Raw genomic sequence first — 21064 nt, 5'->3', positions numbered from 1 at the left:
CCTACGGTCGCTGAATGGGGAAGAACAATCGGGTCAGACGGGCGGCGAAGGTCAGGTCTCGGGAGCGGCAGCGGGCGCGGGATGGGGCCCGGAGCGGCGGCGGCGAGCACGTTCAGACGGGCGACGGATTCTGGGCCGGCTGGTCGGACTGGCCAGCGCCTGCACCGCCGCCCGAGCCGGCACCGCCGTCCGAGCCTGCACCGCCGTCCGAGCCTGCACCGCCGCCGAAGGCTGCGCCAAAGCCCGAGCCAAAGCCCGAGCCGGCGCCCGAGCCCGATGTCTGGACGCTGGCCGATCAGGTGTGGTCGGCGATCATCACGCAGGATGTGCGGATGCCGGGCGGGCCGTCGCCGGAATCCGCGCTGTTGGAGGTGCTCGACGGGCTGGATCGGGCGGTGGTCATCGAGATCGCGCAACTGCGACTGCTGCAGCTGCTCGCCGTGCTGTACGCCAACGGGTGGCAGCCCCAGGAGGTCCTGCGCCGCGTACGGCTCCAGGCCGGCACCACGGCTGTGCGACTGACCGGCTTCCTGATCGCGGCCGATCACCTCGGTCGCCAGGCCGAACGAATCGACGAGCGGTGGGAAAGACTGCTGCGCGATTCGGATCTGCCGACGGTGACCCGTCGAAGTCACTGGCTGGCCGAGTGGGCGGGCAAAGCCCATGCCTCGCACCGAGACACCATCCAGACAGCTCGTTGCGTCTTGGCGGCGCTGGGAACGGTGCGGTCGCTCGACGTGATTATCCCGCCGCCGTCCGGGATCCATCCCGTCAGACCGGTGCGCCAGTCCGGCGCCGCCGCGCCGGGCGACCCGGTGCTGCAACGGGTCCGCGCCTTGCTGGCCAAGGCCGAGTCGACCGAGTTCGAGGCGGAGGCCACCGCACTCACCGCGAAGGCACAGGACCTGATGACCCGTCATGCCATCGATCTGGCGATGGTCGAGGCGACCGGCCCCGGCCCTGGGGCGCCCGGCACCTTGCGGGTTGCGGTCGATCCGCCGTATGCCGATGTCAAGTCGGTCTTGCTGCAGACCGTCGCCGCGCACACCCGCTGCCGGGCACTCTTCATGCCGGACGTATCGATGAGCACGGTGATCGGCTACCCGGTCGATCTGGAGGCGGTGGAGCTGCTGTTCACGTCGCTGCTGGTCCAGGCCCAACAGGCGCTGCGGATGGCGGCGGCCAGGGCGCGACCGGGTGAACGTCCACGCTCCCAACGGTTCCGGTCGGCTTTCCTGCTCGGCTTCACGGATCGGATCGGCGCCCGACTCGAGCAGACGAACCAGGCGGCCTACGCGTCGGCGACCACCAGTTCCAAGGTTTTCCTGCCGGTGCTGCGCTCCCGGGAAGAACGGATCGACGAGTTCATCGAGGAACGGTGGGGCGGCACCATGCGGGCCAGTCCGGTTCGCGGCGGCTACGACCGTGCCGGGTGGGTGAGCGGCAGCATCGCCGGCGACGCCGCTGAGCTCACCTCCGGCAGACTCGAATGACGATAGACGTGCAGGTCCAGCTGGTCACGCGTGTCATGTCGGCCGCATCAGCCCCGCTGCAGAAGCACCCCTAGAAGCCCTGCAAGATCTACCCTAGATATCCTGCAAAATCTCCTCTAGCCTTGCGGGGAAGTGCGCACATTGACGAGGAGGCGGATGGATACCAGCGCAGTACTCGGCATTCCGTACCGCACCCGCGTGATCGACGAGGCGCTTCAGGAGGCCCTGCAGACCGCGGGTGCAGTGGTTGTCGAGGGTCCGCGCGCCTGCGGAAAGACCATGACGGCGCTCCACGCGGCTGACTCGTTCGTGTTTCTGGACGACCCGATCGTCGAACAGCAGCTGGAGATTGCTGCTGCGTCTTTGCTGGACGGGGCGCCGCCGCGACTGCTGGATGAGTGGCAACTCGCGCCCGAGTTGTGGAATCTCGTGCGTCGGGCCGTGGATCGTTCGGCCGAGCCTGGCCGGTTCATCCTGACTGGATCGGCCGCACCCGCCGACGACGTCACCCGTCACTCAGGGGCTGGAAGATTCCTGCGTTTGCGACAGCGAACACTCGCCTGGTGCGAGCGGACAGATGCTCTTCAGGGCCCGGTGAGTCTCACGTCGCTGATCGCGGGTCAATCGGTGGAGACCGACTCGCACTCTATCGGGTTCGAGGAGGTGACACGGCGCCTGGTCGCATCCGGATTTCCGGCGATGCAAGGGCTTTCGCCCCAGCGCCAGCGACGCAGCTTGGATGCCTATCTCACCGAGATTGCCCGCACGGACGTGCGTGGCATCGCCGAAGTGCGACACGATCCTTCGGTTATCCGACGGCTCATCGCTGCTCTCGCTCGAAGTTCTGCTTCGCCGGTGACCTTCGGTGTGCTCGCCGCGGACACTGCCGCTGTCGCCCCCGGGATCAAAGACACCACCGTCGCCGCATACGTCACGCTCCTGGAGCGGTTGTTCGTGGTGGACCGGCAGTCGGCCTGGACGCCGCAACTAAGGTCACGTGCTCGACTGCGGTCGAAAGATAAGCTGCATCTGGCTGAACCGTCACTCGCAGCAGTGGCATTGGGCGCGGATGCGCGCCGGTTGTCCGGTGATCCTGAGACCGCGGGTCTGTTGTTCGAGTCCGCCGTTTTCCACGATCTCAGTGTGCTGGCAGAGCGGGTCGGAGGCGAAATCCGGCACTACCGAGACTCGAATGGCCGCGAACTCGACGCTGTACTCGTGCTTCCTGACGGTCGGTGGGCGGCGATCGAGGTGAAGCTCGGTGCGGGTCGGATCGTGAGCGCAGCCCAGTCGGTAGCAGCTGCTGTCGCAGCCATCGATATCGAGGCGGTCGGTGCCCCGATGTTCAGGCTCATCGTCACCGGGACAGGAACGACGTTCACTCTCGACGATGGCACCGTGACTGTGCCGCTGCACCGGCTCGGGCCCTGACAGTGATCTTCCGGCATGATGCCTCGTGGCATTTTGCTCAACTGTTCCCGGTGATGTTGTGGATCCCGTCGACCGGGCATGCAAATGTAACGGCTGGTCTTAGATTTGCACGCATGATTCCTAGGATGCGCGTCGAGTCGGAGCTCCGTGCGCGGATGGGGTCCTTCGCTGCTGTCGCGCTGCTCGGGCGTCGTCAGATCGGTAAGACGACGTTGGCCAGAGGAATCGCGGACCGCGCGCCCGGAGGGGTGTTCTGGATCTCGGGCGCCCGGCCGATCGTCGACGGTTGGACGACGCTGACGCCCACCTGAGATCCCAGCAGTCCCGACTCGCGATCCTGGATGAGGTGCTTCGGGTACCGGCACTGTTCGAGGTACTGCGTGGCGTGACCGACGAGATCTGCGTGATAGTGGTGTACTCCATGCCTTGCTGGGCATTCGCACAGTCGACGAGTTGCTCGGGCATCCGGCGGTCGGCGGCAGCTGCGAATCGTTGGTGGTCGAAACACTCATCGCCGCAAGCGGTTCCGGCATGCAGCCGTATCACTGCCGGACGGCGCGTGGTGATGAGATCGACCTCGTTCTGGTCCAGGGTGGACGACCCTCGATCGCGGTCGAGGTAAAGCGATCCACGGCGCCCTCAGTGGGTGCCGGTTTTCGCCGAGCCTGCGACGACCTCGCCGTCGATCGGCGATTCGTCGTGCATCCGGACGCCGGCGGTGAGGAATATTCCACGTCCGACGGCGTCAACGTGATCGGGCTGGCGGCTCTGGTCGCGCGATTGCAATGCAACCAAGGGTTGCGTCAGCCCCGATTGTCTCCTACAGTGAAGCGCAACCAAACGTTGCACTAGGAGGCGGTCGTGGAGTACGGAGTACTGGAGCGTCAACTGCAGATCGACGCGTCACCGGAGGTGGTGTTCGAGGTCGTCAGCCAACCGGAACACCTGCGGCACTGGTGGCCCGACGAGGTGACGCTCGACCCGACGCCCGGGGGGACCGGGGAGCTGGTCTTCGGTGACCGGGTGCACGTCGCGGGCTTCACCGTTGTCGATGTCGATCCGCCGCGCCGGTTCTCGTTTCGCTGGGTGGCGCCGGAGGGCGAGGTGGCCGCCGAGGGGAACTCGTTGTTGGTGACCTTCGAACTCGAGCCGTCCGGTGACGGCACCCTGCTGAAGTTCAGTGAGACCGGATGGCGGGAGAAGGGCTGGGAGGCAGCGGTTCTCGAGGAGCAGTTCCTCGATCACGAGCGCGGCTGGGACATCTTCCTGCCCCGGCTGCAGACCTACGCGCCGACCGTGGCGGGTCGAGTCCGATGAGCACCGCCGTGGACGACGACCTGTGGTCGGCGGTCGGCGATCCCACCCGACGCCGGATGCTCGACCTACTGCTCGCCGACGGCTCAGGCACCGCGACCGGACTCAGCGACCGGCTGCCGGTCACCCGGCAGGCGGTGGCCAAACACCTTGCGGTGCTGGACCGGGTCGGTCTGGTGCATGCCGCACCCGTCGGCCGGGAGAAGCGCTACCAGGTCGATCAGGCACAGCTGGCCAGGGCGGTTGCTCAACTGGCCGCCGTCGGCGACGCCTGGGACGGCCGGCTCCGCCGCATCAAGCAGATCGCCGAGGCGATCGAACGTGGCCGCACCGGCGGCCGCACCCCACCACTATCACCACGGAAAGAAGGAGACAGCAATGGATGACAGCACGCGCGGCTTCGACATCGTGCACCGCGTCGGAATTCTCACCGACTCGCCGGACAAGGTCTACGACGCGATCACCACCATCGAGGGCCTGGCGGGCTGGTGGACCGACGACACCACCGGCGACCCCGACGTGGGCGGGGTGATCGCCTTCCGCTTCCCGCCAGGCGGCTTCGACATGCGGGTCGACGAATTGGACCAGGGCAAGCACGTCAGGTGGCGGGTGGTCGACGGCCCGGCCGAGTGGATCGACACCACCGTCGACTGGACCCTGCGGCAGGACGGCGAGTACACCATCGTGATGTTCAAGCATGAGGGCTGGCGGGAGCCGGTCGAGTTCATGCACCACTGCAGCACCAAGTGGGCGACCTACCTGATGAGCCTGAAGTCGTTGGTGGAGACCGGGACCGGGGCGCCGGCGCCGCGGGACGTGCACGTCGCTTTCCCGGACTGAGACCCGGCCCATGCCTGGCCTGCAATTCATCTGACGCCCGATCAGTGAGCGCCGGCTGGGTTGCTCGAACCGTTTGCGGTCGGTCGCGTCGAGGAAGACTTCGGGGTGTCCACGGGCCAGGGCGGCGTGCTCGTCACCTTTGGGCTGCTGACCGAGGTACCGGAAGCCGTCGACGACCTGCTCGGGTGACCCGCGGCTGATGCCGAGCTGCAGTCGTCCGTCGGCGCTCAGGCCGGCGGCGCCGGCGTCCAGTGACCAAATGAGAGAAACCCGATCCGCATCATGAACGGTTCAATCACTTTGCTCGCCCGAGTGTTCCGGCGTCCGCCGACGTTCCTCGCCGGGAAACGCGAGCAGCCGCAGTGCCCGGCGGGCGGCTGACGCCTCGTCTGCCGAGAGCGGTTCGAGGAAGGTCTGTTCGGCCCTGTCCGCGGCCGCCGAACCCCGCTGGGTTGCGGTCCGGCCGGCGGCGGTCAGCGCGACGACGTTCCGACGACGGTCGGCCGGGTCCGGTGCGCGTTCGACCAGCTTCTTGCGTTCGAGCCCGTCGATCAGGCCGACCATGGTGGTTCGATCCACGCCCATCCGGGTGGCGATCTCCAGCTGCGACACCGGAGGCCGGGCGGCAATCACCCTGAGCACGGCCAACTCTCGGCCGCTGATGCCCAGCGGCTCCAACGCGGCGGCCGACAGCTCGGCGAGCCGCAACTGGGCGTGCTTGAGCAGGTAGGTGAGACGGTCGGCCAGCTCCGGAATGACCGACGGGGCTGACGGCTCGGGGCGGCTGGGCACGAATCTAGCTTACAGTCCGATAGATCGTCAGCTACGCTGACGATCTATGAGACTGACGGTAGGGACGAGCGTTGGCAGGGGAGCAGACGATGACAACACCAGCACGCCGACTCAGCTTCGGCATCAAGACCAGCCAGATCGGCCTGAGCTACGCCGACATCCTCGCCAGCTGGCGTGACGCCGACGCCATCGACGTGTTCGAGCACGCCTGGTTGTGGGACCACATGGTGCCGCTGCGCGGCGAGACCACGGCGGCCGCACTCGAGGCGTGGACGCTGCTGGCCGCCCTTGCTGCCCAGACCAGCCGGCTGCGGCTCGGCGTGATGGTCACCAGCAACCGGCTGCGGCTGCCGACCCTGCTGGCCAAGATGGCGGCGACCGTCGACATCGTGTCCGGCGGCCGGCTCGACTTCGGGATCGGCGCCGGCGGCAGCAACACGGCCGGTGAGAATCCGGCGATCCGCGAGTTCGCGGCCTACGGCGTTCCGCTCGTCTCACCCGCCCGGGCGGTCCGCGATCTGGACGAGGCGCTGCGGGTGATCCGCCGGATGTGGGCCGCGGCGGAGCCGTTCGACTTCGACGGCCCGTCGATCCATCTGCGCGGTGCGATCTGTGAACCCAAGCCGGTGCAGCGCCAGCCACCGATCCTGATCGGCGGCTGGGGCGACCGCGCGCTGCGGGTGGTCGCCGAACATGCCGACATCTGGAACTTCCCGTGGCCATCCGCGCAGGAGTTCGCCGCCCGCAGTTCGGTTCTCGACCGGTACTGCGAGGAGATCGGTCGCTCGCCGGGCGAGGTGACCCGCTCGGTGCAGCTCATCGTCCGGGCCGACGATCCCGCCGAGCCGGCCGCCAGCCGCGCCCTGCTCGGCGAGCTGATCGCCGCCGGCGCGACGCATTTCGTTATTGCCCCGGTACTCGGCGGACGTCCGTTGAGCTGGCTGGTCGACAACCTGGTCGGGCCGGCGCTGGCCGGGGCGTAGGCCCAGGTCCGCCCTATCGCTCTACCGACGGCGGTGGTCCGGTCCGGCGGGTGCCGTCAGCAGGACTGTCACTGTTCAGCAGCGCTCGGGTGCTGGTCAATCCGGCCTGCAGCGCCTGCCGGTAGATCCACACATCCCCGCTGTAGGCGAACAACGAGAAGCCAAGGTCTGCGATCGGGGCGACGTCCTCTGGGGCGGACACCATGAAACCGGCCATCTTTCCGTTGGCGGCGGCTGCCGCAGCGACCCGGCGCAGCGCCGCCTGATACTCGGGGTGATCGAACTGGCCCGGTATCCCCAGTGAGTTGGTCAGGTCGTACTGGCCCAGCCACAGCACGTCGACCCCGTCGACCGCCGCGATGTCCTGCGCCACCGCCAGTCCGGCGGCCGTCTCGATCTGGGCGATAATCGGAATTGTGTTGGCCGCCTCCATGTACGCGACGGCATCGTCGTGCCGGTAGTCGTCGTGGGCGAGACCGAACGCAGCTCCCCGAACGCCGACAGGCGGATACCGGGCCCACGACACCACATCCGCAGCCTGTGCGGCCGATTCGACCATCGGAACCATGAGCCCCTGCGCGCCGGTGTCCAGCGTGCGGGCGACCGCCCACCGGGCGATCGTTGGTACCCGCACGAACGGCGCGGCAGTAGTGGTCCTCATGGTGGCGACCAGCATGGTGAGGGTCTCGAAGGAGAGTCCGGTGTGCTCGAGATCGAAGATGACGAACTCGGCCCCGGCGCCGGCGCAGATCCGGCCGATCCCCGGAGTTGGGAACTCGAACACGAAGGTGCCGAGAACTCGCCGCCCGGCCCGCAGCCGGTCCAAGACGGTCGATGGGCCGCTCATCGGTGGTGAGCGGGGCGTCGGGCCGTGGACCCGTCGGCGGCACGGACCAGCGCTCCGGCCTTGAACACGTGTGTCAGATTCCGTTGCAGACCAGGTAGATCGAAGGGATCTCCCTTGACCACTGCCAGGTCGGCGCGCAACCCGGGTGCCAGCCGTCCGCGATCGGCCAGGCCGAGCAGATCGGCGGCACTGGACGTGGCAGCGGCGAGTACCGCCCCGGGTGACATTCCGCTGCGCTGCATCAGGACCAGTTCCTCCAGGTTCATCCCGTGGGCGAATACTCCGGAGTCGGTGCCCATCGCGATCTTCACCCCGGCGCCGACGGCCGCGGCGATGGCCGACGCATGTATGTCCACCACGGCACGGGCCTTGGCCTCGATCGCCACCGGCAGCTTGGCGCCGGCATCGATCGCGCGGATCAACGCGACCGGCGCCAACAGCGTCGGCACCAGCCACGCCCCGGTCTCCCGCATCAGATCGAAGCATTCGTCGTCGGCGTAGATCCCGTGCTCGATGGATCGCACGCCGGCGCGCAGCGCGTTGATGATGCCCGGCTTGCCCTGGGCGTGCGCCATCACCGACAGGCCGAAAGTCGCGGCCGTGGCGACACAGGCTTCAAGCTCTGCCGGGCCGAACTGCGGGTGCCGCGGATCGTCCCTGGGCGACAGCACACCGCCGGAGGTACAGATCTTGATCACGTCGGCGCCGGCCCTGGCCAACTGCCTGACCCTCTTGCGCATCTCGTCGGGGCCGTCCACGACGGTGTCCGGCCGCCCGGGGTGCTCCACCAGCAGACGGTGCAGGTCGCCGTGCACGGTCCAACCGTCGGCGTGCCCACCGGTCTGGCTGAGCACGGTGACGGCCGTCTGCAGGTCCGGGCCGTCGATGAGGCCCTCGTCGGTGGCCTGCTTCATCCCCAGATCGGCGCCGCCGGCGTCGCGCACGGTGGTGACGCCGATGTCCAAGGTGCGCTGCAGGTTGCGTTGGGCCGCATAGAACTGGTACGAGAACGGCTCCTGCATCAACGCCAGCGTGTCGACGCCGGAAAACACGGCATGAACGTGGCAGTCAATCAAGCCGGGCAGGACGGTGTGTCCGGACAGGTCGATCACGCGGTCGCCGGGTTGGAACTCCGGCCCAGACCCCACCGAGGTGATGACGGAGCCGTCCAGCACCACATCGGCGGGGTACGGATCTGTGCCGGTACCGTCGAAAACGGTGCCGCCGCGCAGGATCGTCCTCATGCGTCGACCTCGGATCGGGCAGCGATCTCCTCCACCGGCCGGTAGTCGACGTCGTAGCCAAAGGCCCGGGGCCCGGCGATGGCTAGCCCGGCCTCGGTGCGCCAACGGTGGTCGCACGGCAACCCGACAACGCTGACCCGATACCCGTACCGGATCTCCTCTGCCGGGATCGGCTCACCCGTCTCGTGCTCCATGGCCATGATCAGGTCCGGTACGGAGGCGACGACGACGCCGTCCCGAACCGCAACCAGATGCTCGTTCTGGAAGCGCAACTCCATGCTGCTGCCCTGATCCGGGCCGGTCCCGGTGATGGTCGCCTCACCGATCGTCCAGCCCCGCTCGTTGGCCCGCCGCACCGCTGTCACCCGACCGGTGAACAACAGTGCGCCGCGGCGGTGGTTGACGATGGCCTCGACCGAGTCCCGATGCGCGGCACGGGATTCGCGCAGCAACCGGCCGAGATCCTCGGCCTGGGTCAGCACCCCGGGGACCAGCCACTGCTTCGCCTGAGCCCCGGTCATCTGATAGAGAGCCGTCATGGTGACGCATCCGGACGCAAGGGTGACGTTGCGCGCGATGGTCTCCGCCCACTGATTCGACGGGCTGCGCAGCACCATCTCGTTGCCGTGTTCGTCGACCATGGCCAACGGCGTGCACAAGCCTCCGTACAGGGTGGGGGTGACCAACTCCAGGGAAGGGAACGCCCGCCCCATCCCGTCCGCGTCGACCACCGGAAGGCCCAACGCCGCGGCTGAGAACGGGACAATGGCGTTCAGCCCGCCGGCTTCGGCCGGAGCGATGTGGGTGATGGCGACGCCGGTCGTCTCCTGGAGCAACTGCACCGCGCGGACCGCTTCGGATGCCCGGGGAAGCTTCTCCACCAGCACTCCGGGCGCGCCCATGCCGGCGACGAAGCAGACCTGGTCGCTATCGGCGAGCTCGTCGAGGCCGACCATGGTGACCGGGCCGTGTTCGCGAATCTGTTGCCGTGCCAACAGCTTCCCGACGTACGGGTCGCCGCCGCCGCCGGCACCGAGGATCGTCGAACCGACGGCGATGTTCTCCAGTTCGTCCTCACCGATCAGACGCATGACGTCGTCCTCTCCTGGTCGCTTCCGGCCGTGTCCAGCGCACCGACCGCCTTGACCCTGATCCGCAGTGCCGACCCGCCCGGTAGATGGCTCAACGGGATGTCCTCCTCATCGACGATGCTCACCGATCCGGCCCGCGCTCCGGCCCGCAACGCCAGCTTGATCGCCTCGTCCCTGGCGTCGGTCAACGCATCGGCCCTGGACTGTTCGGCCAGGCTGTAGATCCGATCGACTTCGCCGCCGATCGAGCCCAGCGTGGCACCGACGGCGTTCGCCGAACCGCCGTCGGTCGGGCGGATCAATCTCTCGGGCGGTGTCCGGGGTGAGATCAGTTGCGCCCCACCGCCGACGATCACAACTGGCAGATCCGCGTCGGAAAGTTTGGCCTCTTCGACGGCATCAAAGATGCGTTCGTTGACCTCGGCCAGCGCGTCCCGAACAAGGTCTGCCGGCAGGTGTGCGGCCAGTGCCGGATCGCCGATGACGGCCAGTCCAGCAGCCACCGCGACGTCCGTGAGGGTGGTGACCGTTCCGCCGAAGACCAAGGCCTCGCTGGTGAGCCGGAACCCGACACTGTCGGGCCCGACCAGGCGGTCGCCGTCGCGGTGCACCACGCTGCCGCCACCGATGCCCAGCGACGTGACCTCGGGAATGCGGAAGTTGCTCCGGACCCCGCCCAGGTCCTTGGCCACCGCCGACTCGCGAGGAAAGCCGTTACGCAGCAGCCCGATATCGGTGGTGGTGCCGCCGACGTCGACGACGACCGCGTCGGCCAGGCCGGACAAGAACGCTGCTCCGCGCATCGAATTGGTCGGGCCGGAGGCGATCGTGGTGATCGGGTACCGCCTGGCCCGGTCCAGCGACATCACCGTCCCGTCGTTCTGGGTCAGGTACAGGCCGGCGGAGATGCCCAGGTCGGCGATCGCATCGGCCAGCCCGTCCACCACCTGACCGGCCATCGGGCGCAGGCTCTCATTGAGCAGGGCGGCGTTCTCCCGCTCCAGTACGCCGATCCGGCCGATCTGGTGCGACAGCGTGATGCTCACTCCCGGCAGCATGTCGGTCAGGATTTCCGCCACCCGCGACTCCTGCTCGCCGGCCAGCGGCGAGAACACCCCTGTCACCGCCACGTTCCGGTGCCCGGTGCGGTCCAGCTCCTGCGCCACCCGTCCGATCTCGCCCTCGTCCAACGGATTCAGCAACCGCCCGTCGAACTGGTAGCCGCCACTGCAGGCGTGAACGCCGCCGTCGACGGCGGCCCTCAGCGCGGACGGCCAGTCAAGGAACGGCGGGAGTGACGCGGGTGCGGTGCACAATCTGATGGCCGCCACCGGGGCCAGTGACCGGGCCTGCACCACGGCGTTGATGAAGTGCGTGGTGCCGATGATCACCCGATCGACACGGCTGACGTCGTGACCTGCGGTCGCCGCGCTGACACTGGCGCCGATGCCGGAGATGACGTCCGGGCTGGTCGGGATCTTGCTGGTGGACAACACCTGGTTGCCAGACATCAGCACCGCATCGGTATTGGTGCCACCGACATCGATGCCCAGCCGGAGCGGGCCCTGCTGTGCGTTCGTCATTCCTTGCGACTCCGATCAATGGCTACGGCGGCGATCAGCACGGCACCGGAGGCGGTGCCCTGCCAGAAGGAGCTGACTCCCGCGATGAACAGAATGTTGTTGAGGATGCCCAGGAACAGGACTCCGAGTAGGGTGCGGGTGGCGTTCCCGTTGCCGCCGGAGAAGCGGGTCCCGCCGAGCAGAACTGCTGCCAGCGAAGACATCTCCAGACCGGCGCCGGCGGTCGGCTGGGCCGACCCGAGTTGCCCGACCAACAGCAGTCCGGCCAGCCCGGCCAGCAGTGCACAGAGGGCGAAGGAGATGATGATCACCCGATCCACCGGGAGTCCGGCCAGTCTGGCCGCCGTCGGGTTGGATCCGGTGGCGTACAGGGCGCGACCGTAGCCGGTGCAGCGCAACAGCAGCACCACCAGGACGTAGAGCGCGGCGGCGATCCACACCAGCGCGGGGATGCCGAGCCAGCGGCCGTTCGCCAGACTGTCCAGCATCGGCGCGTCGACCGTCACACTCTGTCCGTTCAGAACCACCTGCACCTGGCTGCGTAGCAGCGAGAAGGTGCCGAGGGTGACGATCAGGAACGAGATGCGCAGCTTGGTGATCAGCAATCCGTGAACTATCACGCCGATGGCCAGGCTCAACAGCAACGCACCGAGCAGCGAGGCCCACATCGGCCAGCCGCCCGCGAGCAGCACGGCGAAGACGGCACCGGACAGACCGGCCATCGATCCGACGGACAGATCGGCGCCGCGTCCCAGCACCACCAAGGTCTGGCCGAGCGCGACGATCATCAGAATCGACGAGAAGCTCAGCACGTTCAGTAGCCCGTCGAGGCTCCGGAAGGTCGGGTAGGCGATCAACCCGAACACCGTCATCGCCACCAGCGCCATCGGAAACGCGAGCTGGCTCCACTTGATCCGGCCACCGGATCGGCCGGCAGCGGGAGCAGTCGGGTTCGTCGGGGCGCCGACATTATCGGAGGGGATCTGGGTGACCATCAATTCGCTCCTTGTGCTGCGGTATTGCCGTCCGGATGGACCGGAGTGCCGACGTGCACACCGGTGGCCAGGGCCAGCAGGTCGCGATAGGCGACGTCCGGCGGACGGTGGGCGACGATGCTGCCGTCCACCATCACGACGATGTCGGTGCTCAACGCTTGCAGTTCCTCGAATTCCGAGCTCACCAGCAGTACGGCTCCGCCCTCCGCCGCGAACTGCCTGATCATCCGGTGGATGGCTGCCCGCCCGGCGGCATCGACACCCTGGGTCGGCTCGTCGGCGATCAGCGCCTGCGGCTGGTGGCTGAGCACCCTGGCCAAGACCACCCGCTGCTGATTGCCGCCGGACAGTGCGGTGATCGGCGCCCCGGCGGCCGGCGTTCGAATGCCGAACCGCTCGATCAACGTCCGGGTCCGCCCGCGGTCCGGGTTGGGCGCAAACCAGCCAGTCAGGGCCGCCCTGGGGAGTTCGCCGATCTCAAGATTGCGGGCTACCGAGAGGCTGTCGAACACCGCCTCGCGGCTGCGATCCTCTGGCAGGTAGGCGATTCCGGCTCGCCAACGGTTCCGAGCGCCGCGCGGCAGGCGCTGCCCGACGAGGGTGATCTCGCCGCGGTACGGTGCGTGTCCGGCAATGGTTCGGCACAGTCGTGATCGGCCGGCCCCGGCGAGCCCGGCCACGCCGAGGATCTGGCCGGGCCGGATCTCCAGTTGGTCGATCGTCAGCCCGTGGGCGCTGACGATGTCCCGCAGCTCCAGAATGCTGTCTGTCCGGGTGGAGTTGCTCCGCGGCGCAGCGGTGTTCGCCCGGTCGGCGATCGGTGACCGGCCGCTGGTCGATTGTTTCCCGGCATCGGCTGCGCCGGCGGCCATCCGGCCCGAGGCGATCCGGTCGATCAGGTCCTCGACCGACACGGCGCCGATCGGTGCATCGTGCACCAGCCGTCCGTCCACCAGCACCACGACCCTGGAGGCCAACTGAACGATGTCACGAAGCCGGTGGCTCACCAGCACTGTCGCGCCGCCCGACTCGCGCACCGCACGGGCCGCCGCATCAACGACCTGCACGCTGTTTTCGCCGAGAACGGCGGTGGGTTCATCGAGTGCGAGCACCGACGGCCGACGATGCATCGCCCGCAGCAGACCAAGGATCGCCCGGTCCGCCTTCCGCAATTCGCCGGCCGGCTGGTTCGGGTCGACGTGCGGGAGCCCCTGGGCGACCGTCCGTTTGGCGGCTGCCTGAGCGGTCCGGCCCGGTGCCCGATCGATCAGGCCGATGGTACCCAGCAGGACGTTCTCCCAGACCGGGAGCGAGTCCGCGATCTGCGGCTCCTGCGGGACCATCGCAATACCGTGTGCCAGTGCCTGGGCGGGCCGGGTGAACCGAACCTGTTGCCCGCCCAGCACCAGGTGGCCGGCCGTCGGCCGGCGGATTCCGCAGAGGGTGGACAGCAGGGTGGTCTTGCCGGAGCCGTTCGCGCCGACAACCGCAACGACCTCACCGGCCGAGATCTCCATCGACACCTGGTCCAGTGCAAGGGTCCCGGGGTAGGCGACCGACACCCCTTGCAGCTCGATCAGCATGTCGCACCTTCGTTATCGGCCGACATCGGATCAGCCTGTCTTGATGTCCTGGTAGTGGATCTGTTCCTCGTAGGGCTTCCAAGAGGCGACGTTGTCGGACGTGATCAGGCAGTCGCTGGTGTCCGGTGCCGGCAGCTGGGCATTGACCGGCAGGTCGGAACGGCCCGCAAGCTTGTCGACGATCGCCTGGCCGAGTTCGTGTCCGAGGGCGATCGGATCGATGTCGCAGGTGGCGAGCAGACTCCCACCCTTGATTGCCGCCACCGCGTCCTTGGTGCCGTTGCGGGATGTGAACAATACGGTCTTGCCCGCGGCCTTCGCGGCGGCGATTGCGCCGAGCGCGGAGTCGTCGTTGTAGGAGAACACACCCTGCACGTCGGGTTCTCGCTGCAGGATGCCCTGCATGATCTGCTGTCCACCAGCCGCGTTGTCGGTCAGGTTGCGCTGCTGGTTCTCGTCGCCGACCAGGGTGACGCCGGCCTCGGCGAGCGCCTTGTTCGCACCGACCATTTCGGCGTTGACGTTGGGAGTCGGCGGCCCGCTGATCACTGCGACCTTGGCGCCCTTGGGCAGATGATCGGCCAGGTACTTCGCCGAGAGATAGCCCTGTTGCTCGTCGTTCAGGGTGATGTAGGCGTCGACGTCGAACCCGTCGGGCTTGCCGAATGCGGCGTAGACCGGGATCCCGGACTTCCGGGCCCGCTCGATCTGCGGCTTCATCGACTTCGGATCAACGACGAAGTAGGCGATCGCGGACGGCTTGGCGGCGATTCCCCGGTTCACCGCCTCCGCCTGCACGCCCAGATCGAGTTGACCTGTGGTGGTGTTCATGGCGAACGAGCGGATCATGGTGGCGCCGTTGGCCGTCAGCCGGTCGTTGAGGGCCTGGGCGATCGCCTGGACCAACGGGTTGGCATCCGTCACATCGGCGTACCAGACCGTCTTCCCCTTCAGCAGGTTCGGATCCGCTGCATCGCTTCCGGCGGCTGTCGATCCGGCGGCCGACGAGCTTGCCTCCGACGCCGGCGTGCCGGACGATGCTGCCGACGACTCCGCCGGCGATGCTGTCGACCCGGCCGCGGACGACTCGGCGGTGGACGACTCGGCGGTGGACGAGCCGGACGACCCGGCATTGGTTGACGAACAGGCCGCAGCGATCATGATCGAGCAGATCGCGGCGGCGGTGACGAACATCCTGCGGTGCTTCATCTCCGGGCCTTTCCGTGCGTAGTAGGAGTCACTTCGATGCAGTGGTGGTGCGGGCGAGCAGCGGACCGACGGCCTTGACCTGGACCCGGGCACTGTTGCCGGGCATGTAGGCCATAGGGATCTCATTGACAGTGGTGATGCGGGTGTTTGCGGGGTCGGCGCCCGCGTGGATGGCGGCGTCGATTGCGGCGGCACTCGCCTCCGCCAGGCACTCCTCGCGGCTGGAATCGTCGTAGCGCATGGACCTGTCGACCGACCCAGACGCCTCGGCAATGGCGGCGCCGATGGCGTTGGCGACACCGCCGAAGCGATGCCGGACGACCTCGGAGACGCCCTCGACCCGATCAGGAACCAGGTGTGCGCCACCGCCGACCGCAATCAACGGCAGGTCGACGTGTGCGGCCTTGATCCTGTCGGCGAGCAACTGGATCCGATCGTCCACCCAGGAGATGGTCTCTGACACCCGCCCGGCATCGAGAACCTTTTCGGCCAGCCGGATGTCGCCGAAGTCGGCGCGCCCTGACATCACAGAGACGTCAGAGAGCGTCGGCGTCCCACCGCCGAAGATAAGGGCATGGCGGTTGATCTCGTGACCGACACTGTCCGGACCGGCCGCCGGCCCGGTCCCATCGACCGGACGCAGGATGGAGCCGCCGCCGAGGCCGACGGAGATCAGGTCGGGCATCCGGTAGTTCGTCCGGACACCGCCGATCTCGACGGCCAGGGCCGACTCCCGCGGGAAGCTGTCGATCAGCAGGCCGACGTCGGTGGAGGTGCCGCCAACGTCCATCACGATCGCGTCGGTCAGTCCGGAAAGGTAGGCGGCGCCGCGCATCGAGTTCGTGGGACCGGAGCCGATGGTCATGATCGGCCGCCTCGCCGCTTCGGCCGCGGCCAGCAATGTGCCGTCGTTCTGGGTGAGATAGATGTCGGCATCCAGCTGCTCGGCGGCGAGCGCGGATTCCAGGCCGTGCACGATCTCCAGCCCGACGAATCGCAGGGCACCGTTGAGGACGGCCGAGTTCTCCCGCTCCAGCAAGCCCAGACCGCCGACCTCATGGCCGAGCGTGACCGGGAAATCATCACCGAGAATCTCGGTGATGATGGCCCTGGCCCGCAGCTCATGGTCCGGATTTGCGGGGGAGGTGACGCCGGTGACGGCAATGGCGTCGACGCGATCCCGGCAGTCCCTGGCAAACGCAGCGGTCGCGTCTTCGTCCAGAGGAGAAATCTCGGTGCCTTCGTACTCGTGGCCCCCGCGGATGATTTCCACCTGGCCGCGCACCAGTGCGGCCAGGTCACGGGGCCAGGACGACAGTGGCGAGATGGACAGGGTTGCCGGAGCCGCGATCCGCAGGATGCCGACCCTGGCCAGGCCGCGGCGACGAATGAGGGCGTTCACCGGGTGCGTGGTGCCCAGCATCACCTGGCCGACCGCTTCCCGGTCGACATCGGCGAGCACGGCCGCCAGCGCGGAGCGGATCCCGTCCAGCACGTCGGGTGTGGTGGCGCTCTTGTGCCAGGTGAGCACCTCGCCGGCTTCGTCAACCACTACCGCGTCGGTGTTCGTGCCACCGACATCGAGCCCGACCCGCAGCGCCGTCATCGGGCTCCGCCCAGCGGGACGTAGTCCAGGTCGTATCCGAAGGCGCGGGGTCCGGCCAGTGCCAGCCCGTCCGGAGTGATCCATCTGGGATGGGCAGGCATCCCGATGACGTGAAGGCGCTGGCCGAAGCCGAGAGATTCGGTCGTCATCGGCACACCGGTCTCGATGTCCATCAGGGTGATCAGGTCCGGGACGGTGGCCAGCGGCACCCCGTCCTCGAAGGCAATGAGATTCTCGTTCTGGATGTCGACGCGCATCACCCTGCTCCGATCGTCCAGGTGCTCCAGGGTGACGGTGCCGCGCGCCCAGCCGGCGGTGGTGTGTCGCTCGATGTCCAAAACCTTGCCGGTGAAGAGGATCTGCGCCTCGCAGAAGGTCAGGAACTCGTCGTACGCGCCCGGTTTGCCCTGCTGGATGGCGTTGACCCGGCGGCCGATCTCGAGGGCGAAGGTGACCGAGCCGTTCACCGCATGTCGAGCGCACTGCGCCGCCGTCATCGGATAGGCGCTCATCACCGCGATCATGCCCATCTGTGCCACGCAGGCCCGGACGAGCTTCTCGCCCGTCGCGTTGTCCTGTGCGTCGAAGTAGACGTAGTTGCCCTTGACGTCGGCCAACGTCATCGGGGATGACGAGATCCCGTCCAGCGTCAGCAATGTCATCTCGATCTGTGGGAAGGCTCGGCGCATCGAGTCGGCGTCGACACAGGGCAGGCCGAGTTCGGCGGCGACGGCGATCGGGAACAGGGTGTTCATCCCGCCGACCTCGATCGGCATCACCGCCACACCCTTGTCGCCGCGGTGCTCCTCCAGCGCCCGCAGCACGGTATGCGCCTCGTTGCCGTTCGGGAACTTCTCGACGATCACCGTGGGAGCGCCGACCATGGCAACCGGCAGCAGCAGCCCGTCCGGGTCCAGGTCGGCGGCATCGACCAGGGGCACCGGGCCGTACTTCTCGATCGCCTCGGCCAGCATGATCTTCGCGACGTACGGGTCACCGCCGCCGCCGGTCCCGAGGACCACGGCGCCCAGCGCGAGGTCCTCGATGTCGTCCAGGCCGATCGCTCGTCCGGTCATCCTTCGTCCCCTTCCAGGTGGTGTGGCTCATTGAAGAGTGCCGAGGCCGTCACGTCATCGGGCAGAGTGCACAACGATTCGGAATCGGTCGGGCATGGTGCCCCATCGGCGGGCTTATAGTCAGCCGATGCCCGCCGGCGGTCTTGTCACCCTCGCCGACCTGCTCGCCGTGCCATCGCTCGCGGGCGGGGAGCTGATCGGTGGCCCCGACGCGGCTCGGCGAGAGATCGGGCAGGTCGTCGCCGGCGGCTCACTTCGCCAGGTGGCCGAGCTGCCCGCGAAGGCGCTGGTGGTCTTCGACCGCGCGCAGCTGCAGGTCGAGGACATATCGGCAGAGATGCTGTTGCGCCGGGCGGTCGGGGCCGGCATCGCGGGCGTGGTGGCCGAAGCGCCGCCCCGGACGCTGCCGATGTCCACCCGACGGTTGGCGGAGAAGTTTGGCATCGCACTGTTGCTACTGCCTCGGGTCCACGCCGGTTCACTGGCCGCGGAACTTGATCCGCACGTCCGGGTGCCGACTCTGGCTGCGGCGGCGACCCTGATGCGAACGGTGAACCGGCTGTGTCGAAGCGCGGGCCAACCGGCAGAGCTGGTGACTGCACTGACTGCCGAACTCGGTGTGCCGGTGGCGCTGGTGGACGCCGCGGGGCGGACCGTGCACGGCGCCAGCTTGCCGCTGGGCGAGCAGGTCCGGACGGTCATCGAGGGCGGCGCGGCGGGCCGGGCGAACGGTATCGCGCAGCTGGTTCACAGCGCCAACGGATCGGTGACGGTGATCGTTCCGGCCGCCCTCAACTGGCCCGGCGGCGCCAACTTGTGGTTCTTGGCCGGGTTGTCCGGGAGCGACTCAGCCACCGCGGATGTGGTGATCGCCGCGATCCAGGTCGCGGCCATAGCGTTCACCGCGCACCTGTCCACGGATGCCTTGCGTGCCGAGCGTGAGGGGACGCGGCGGGCGATGCTGCTCACCGAGATCCTGGAACAAGGGGACGAGCCGTCGCCAGCGACGGTCGAACGAGCGACCTCGTTGCAGTGGCGTCTTTACGGCTGGCATCTTGCCGTCCAAGTCCTGGTGCGGCAGGGCACCATGACGGCGTTCCCGAGCGGTGCGCGCCGGCTCCTCGAAGAGTCGTTGGCCCGGCACGACATCGAGGTCGGGCTGGTGAATCGGCCTGGCGGGTGGGCGTTCTGGACCACCTCCGAGGTGAATCCGGGCCAGGCACAGATCGAGCAGCTGCTGCGCTCCGTCCGTCGGTCGCTGCTGGAGGTGGAGCGGGCCACTCCCGGTCTGAGTCTGTGCGCGGGGGTCGGTTCCGCCGAGCAGGGGGTGTCCGGGATCGGTCGTTCCCTGCAGACCGCCCAGGACGCCGCAATGCTCGCCCGGTCTCGTGAAATGTCCGGCGCCGTTGAACACATCGATCCGCTGAGCATCAAACGGATGCTGGTCGGCTGGTATGCGCAGGGGCCCCTGCAGGAGATCGCCACCTCGCTGGTGCAGCCGCTGCGGGCGGCCGACCCGAGCGGGGAACTTGTCCATACGCTTCGCTGCTATCTCGACAATGAGTCGAATACCTCGGCGACCGCAGCCATTCTCGGTCTGCATCGCAACACCGTGCTGCATCGCCTGGGCCGCATCCGGTCCCTGCTGCTGGCCGACCTGGACCGGCCCGAGGAAAGGCTGGCGGTGCACCTGGCTGTTCATGCTGCCGACCCGACCGGCTAGTGCCGCTCGGCACCGGGCCGGTCGGTCGCTGGTGTGCTGTCCCTCGCGATGAGTTGCGGCTTGAACTGAACGCGCTCGTGCTGGTGGCCGGCGGACTGGATCTCGTCGATCAATAGTCGCGCCGCGGTGCTGCCGAGGTCGTACATCGGCTGGGCGATCGAGGTGAGCGGGACCGCAGTAGTACTGGCCAAGGTGAGGTCGTCGTAGCCGACGATGGCGAAGTCGTCCGGGACCCGTCGACCGGCCGTCAACACGGCACGCTCGACACCCATGGCCAGCAGATCGTTGCCGCAGAACACTCCGATCGGGCCTCGGCTCCGAGCCAGTAGCTCCTCACCGGCCCGGAGTCCGCCGGCGACCGACATCTGCTCGCGAACGATGATCAGGTCGCTGTCCGCAATGCCGGCGCCGCGCATCGCGGCCTTCAGCCCACGCAATCGAGCACGGTGTTGCTGTAGATGGGTACTCCCGCCGACGAAGGCAAACCGCCGAAGGCCCGCAGCGATCAGGTGCTCGCCGGCGACGACCCCCCCGCTGTGGTCGTCGACCGCGACCGAGCACCCTTCGGACTTGCTGCCGCCGCGATCGAGCAACACGGTCGGCAGCCCGTCCGCTCGAACTCTGCCGATCATCGTGGAGTGGGCACCGACCGGGGAGATCAACAGACCGGAGACCCGGAGCTCCTCGATCGCCTGCAGGGCATGCTGTTCCCGCGTCGGCGAATCGTCGGAGTTGAACAGTGTCACCACATAACCGTTGCGGGAGGCGACATCCTCGACGCCCCGGGCCACTTCGAGGAAGAACGGATTGGCCAGGTCGAGCACCACCAGGCTGATCAACCGGGACCGACCTGCCGCCAACTGCCTGGCTGCGCCGTGTGGAACGTAGCCGAGTTGGCGCATCGCCTCGTCGATCCGTGAGCCGGTGTTCGGTGCAACCAGCTGCGGACGGTTCAGAAAGTTACTGACCGTCGCCATCGACACCCCGGCTGCCCTGGCGACGTCGGCGGCGACGGGTCGCGTGCGCCGAGTGGGGTCGGGCCTTCTCACTGCTGCCACCAGATCGTCACCGCTGCCTCCGGACAGTTCACTCGCGGCGTCGGCCGTTCCGGACACGAGCGTGCTGGTCGATCGGTCGACGTGGCTGACAGTATCGCGCAGGCCGGGTGGCCGGAGGGCCGGGCGCTGCGACGCGCCGGAACCAGCGATCGTGCATCGAACGGAACGAAGAATTCTCCGCAAGCCCTTGACGATC

General features: G+C 68.0%; 22 protein-coding genes. 11 read left to right on the top strand and 11 right to left on the bottom strand.

What is annotated here, in order from left to right; all coding sequences use genetic code 11:
• Window positions 1-14: 14 nt before the first annotated feature.
• The 8 genes from K340_RS31895 to K340_RS37340 all read left to right on the top strand — a co-directional run bounded on the left by K340_RS31895 (window position 15) and on the right by K340_RS37340 (window position 5267).
• Window positions 15-1493, top strand: coding sequence for a DUF2786 domain-containing protein (locus tag K340_RS31895; RefSeq protein ID WP_051267031.1), 1479 nt, complete (start codon window positions 15-17; stop codon window positions 1491-1493).
• Window positions 1494-1649: 156 nt separating this feature from the next.
• Window positions 1650-2924, top strand: a complete 1275-nt coding sequence (locus K340_RS0120340; protein ID WP_029138056.1) for an ATP-binding protein — start codon at window positions 1650-1652, stop codon at window positions 2922-2924.
• A 125-nt stretch (window positions 2925-3049) separates the two neighbouring features.
• Entirely contained in the window at window positions 3050-3235 is a 186-nt protein-coding gene (locus tag K340_RS36770) for a hypothetical protein (RefSeq protein WP_029138055.1), read from the top strand.
• 115 nt (window positions 3236-3350) lie between these two features.
• Window positions 3351-3776, top strand: a complete 426-nt coding sequence (locus tag K340_RS36765) for a DUF4143 domain-containing protein (RefSeq protein ID WP_051267029.1) — start codon at window positions 3351-3353, stop codon at window positions 3774-3776.
• Between the two features lie 9 nt (window positions 3777-3785).
• Window positions 3786-4241 carry an SRPBCC domain-containing protein gene (locus K340_RS0120325; RefSeq protein ID WP_029138054.1) on the top strand — a complete coding sequence of 152 codons (456 nt, stop codon included), beginning with the start codon at window positions 3786-3788 and terminating at the stop codon, window positions 4239-4241.
• On the top strand, window positions 4238-4624 hold the full coding sequence (locus K340_RS31885; protein WP_051267028.1) for an ArsR/SmtB family transcription factor: 387 nt from the start codon (window positions 4238-4240) through the stop codon (window positions 4622-4624). Before K340_RS0120325 ends, K340_RS31885 begins: the two co-directional genes overlap by 4 nt.
• Window positions 4617-5078 (top strand): SRPBCC family protein, encoded by a 462-nt coding sequence (locus K340_RS0120315; RefSeq protein WP_029138053.1) that lies wholly within the window; start codon window positions 4617-4619, stop codon window positions 5076-5078. The genes K340_RS31885 and K340_RS0120315 overlap by 8 nt, the downstream gene beginning before the upstream one ends.
• Before the next feature lie 60 nt (window positions 5079-5138).
• Window positions 5139-5267, top strand: coding sequence for a hypothetical protein (locus tag K340_RS37340; protein ID WP_281170747.1), 129 nt, complete (start codon window positions 5139-5141; stop codon window positions 5265-5267).
• 102 nt (window positions 5268-5369) lie between these two features.
• Here the strand turns inward: K340_RS37340 and K340_RS31880 are convergent, their stop codons facing one another.
• Complete coding sequence (locus K340_RS31880) at window positions 5370-5870, bottom strand: MarR family winged helix-turn-helix transcriptional regulator (RefSeq protein ID WP_211229562.1); 501 nt, start codon at window positions 5868-5870, stop codon at window positions 5370-5372.
• Between the two features lie 89 nt (window positions 5871-5959).
• On the opposite strand from K340_RS31880, the gene K340_RS0120300 reads away from it, so the two are divergent.
• Entirely contained in the window at window positions 5960-6853 is an 894-nt protein-coding gene (locus K340_RS0120300) for an LLM class flavin-dependent oxidoreductase (protein ID WP_029138052.1), read from the top strand.
• Window positions 6854-6866: 13 nt separating this feature from the next.
• Here the strand turns inward: K340_RS0120300 and K340_RS31875 are convergent, their stop codons facing one another.
• The 7 genes from K340_RS31875 to K340_RS0120265 are packed head-to-tail and all read right to left on the bottom strand — an operon-like array spanning window position 6867 to window position 15045.
• The gene (locus tag K340_RS31875; protein ID WP_051267026.1) at window positions 6867-7700 is read right to left on the bottom strand and encodes an HpcH/HpaI aldolase family protein; all 834 of its coding nucleotides are present in this window, start codon (window positions 7698-7700) and stop codon (window positions 6867-6869) included.
• On the bottom strand, window positions 7697-8944 hold the full coding sequence (locus K340_RS0120290) for a metal-dependent hydrolase family protein (protein ID WP_029138051.1): 1248 nt from the start codon (window positions 8942-8944) through the stop codon (window positions 7697-7699). The genes K340_RS31875 and K340_RS0120290 overlap by 4 nt, the downstream gene beginning before the upstream one ends.
• Window positions 8941-10035, bottom strand: a complete 1095-nt coding sequence (locus tag K340_RS31870; RefSeq protein ID WP_037365939.1) for a DUF917 domain-containing protein — start codon at window positions 10033-10035, stop codon at window positions 8941-8943. The genes K340_RS0120290 and K340_RS31870 overlap by 4 nt, the downstream gene beginning before the upstream one ends.
• A complete protein-coding gene (locus K340_RS31865; RefSeq protein ID WP_037365937.1) occupies window positions 10026-11618 on the bottom strand; it encodes a hydantoinase/oxoprolinase N-terminal domain-containing protein in 1593 nt (530 codons plus the stop codon). The genes K340_RS31870 and K340_RS31865 overlap by 10 nt, the downstream gene beginning before the upstream one ends.
• Entirely contained in the window at window positions 11615-12613 is a 999-nt protein-coding gene (locus K340_RS0120275) for an ABC transporter permease (RefSeq protein ID WP_051267024.1), read from the bottom strand. The genes K340_RS31865 and K340_RS0120275 overlap by 4 nt, the downstream gene beginning before the upstream one ends.
• Window positions 12613-14196, bottom strand: a complete 1584-nt coding sequence (locus tag K340_RS0120270) for an ATP-binding cassette domain-containing protein (protein WP_029138049.1) — start codon at window positions 14194-14196, stop codon at window positions 12613-12615. Before K340_RS0120270 ends, K340_RS0120275 begins: the two co-directional genes overlap by 1 nt.
• 30 nt (window positions 14197-14226) lie before the next feature.
• On the bottom strand, window positions 14227-15045 hold the full coding sequence (locus K340_RS0120265; protein ID WP_029138048.1) for a sugar ABC transporter substrate-binding protein: 819 nt from the start codon (window positions 15043-15045) through the stop codon (window positions 14227-14229).
• Between K340_RS0120265 and K340_RS36295 the strand changes: the two genes are divergently transcribed.
• On the top strand, window positions 15026-15427 hold the full coding sequence (locus tag K340_RS36295) for a hypothetical protein (protein WP_029138047.1): 402 nt from the start codon (window positions 15026-15028) through the stop codon (window positions 15425-15427). The genes K340_RS0120265 and K340_RS36295 overlap by 20 nt on opposite strands.
• 6 nt (window positions 15428-15433) lie before the next feature.
• On the opposite strand, the gene K340_RS0120255 is transcribed toward K340_RS36295, so the two are convergent.
• Together K340_RS0120255 and K340_RS0120250 are read right to left on the bottom strand one after the other, a co-directional pair.
• A complete protein-coding gene (locus K340_RS0120255) occupies window positions 15434-17011 on the bottom strand; it encodes a hydantoinase/oxoprolinase N-terminal domain-containing protein (RefSeq protein WP_029138046.1) in 1578 nt (525 codons plus the stop codon).
• Window positions 17008-18087, bottom strand: coding sequence for a DUF917 domain-containing protein (locus K340_RS0120250; RefSeq protein ID WP_029138045.1), 1080 nt, complete (start codon window positions 18085-18087; stop codon window positions 17008-17010). The genes K340_RS0120255 and K340_RS0120250 overlap by 4 nt, the downstream gene beginning before the upstream one ends.
• Window positions 18088-18214: 127 nt before the next feature.
• Here K340_RS0120250 and K340_RS31860 point away from each other — a divergent pair, with 127 nt between their 5' ends.
• Window positions 18215-19810, top strand: a complete 1596-nt coding sequence (locus K340_RS31860; protein ID WP_037365934.1) for a PucR family transcriptional regulator — start codon at window positions 18215-18217, stop codon at window positions 19808-19810.
• Here K340_RS31860 and K340_RS0120240 read toward each other — a convergent pair.
• Entirely contained in the window at window positions 19807-20859 is a 1053-nt protein-coding gene (locus K340_RS0120240; protein ID WP_037365956.1) for a LacI family DNA-binding transcriptional regulator, read from the bottom strand. The genes K340_RS31860 and K340_RS0120240 overlap by 4 nt on opposite strands.
• Window positions 20860-21064: the final 205 nt, after the last annotated feature.

The organism is Nakamurella lactea DSM 19367 (genome assembly GCF_000426645.1).
GTDB lineage: Bacteria > Actinomycetota > Actinomycetes > Mycobacteriales > Nakamurellaceae > Nakamurella > Nakamurella lactea.
The sequence above is the reverse complement of the archived record's forward strand: the minus strand, read 5'-3'. Positions and strand labels throughout refer to the sequence as shown.